1 protein-coding gene is annotated in these 688 nt (G+C 68.2%); it reads left to right on the forward strand.

The features are described 5' to 3' along the window. The coding region (locus tag E8D38_RS28560; protein WP_181179584.1) for a hypothetical protein at nt 1–688 on the forward strand (688 nt) is incomplete at both ends.

The raw sequence follows: 688 nt of genomic DNA on the forward strand, positions 1-688 counted from the left end.
CTACGACGTGCAGGGGCGGCGTACTGCCGTCATCAGCAGCGCGCAGGAAGGCGCCATCGAGGCCTTTGAAAAGGCCGCCGATGCCGATGTGGCAGGCGGGATGCGGCGCACCGAAACCCGCTATGACCGACTCGGGCGGGCCGTGGAGCAGGTGCTTGCCGATCGATCCACCAGCGGGCTCGGCGGCGGCGCCGAGGTGACCGGCGACACGGTGCTCGAGTATCGGCAGCTCAGTTCGGCCACGTGGACGGTTTACCCGGAACAGTTCTCCGGCACTGAGTATCAGAGCGGCTACACCCCGCCTCCGGAGTGGGTCGGCACGAACAGTGTCAGTGTGACCTGGCCCGACCAGGACAACCTGGGCAATGGCGACATCAAGGTCGAGCTGACCTACCGCACCGCCGGCTCCGCGGGCGTTGTTCGCACGCGCAACTACGTGCTCGCCGGGACAGGCGGCGGCGCCACCTTGTCCTGGACCGACGTCCCGTCCACGCAGGAGGCGGGCGGCATCTCAGAGGTGCTTTCCGTGCGAGTGTCCAAGCAGGACGTGCGCATGACCTCCGACGGCCGGGAGATCTGGAAGGAGATCGGCTACGGCACGCAGCCCATCACCCAGGGCACCCGGCTCGTCGTGCCGCGCGCGACGGATGCGGTCGACGTGAACGACGACAGCTTCGGCGACCTCGTG

Source organism: Methylibium rhizosphaerae, from assembly GCF_006386545.1.
Classification (GTDB): Bacteria; Pseudomonadota; Gammaproteobacteria; order Burkholderiales; family Burkholderiaceae_C; genus Pseudorivibacter; species Pseudorivibacter rhizosphaerae.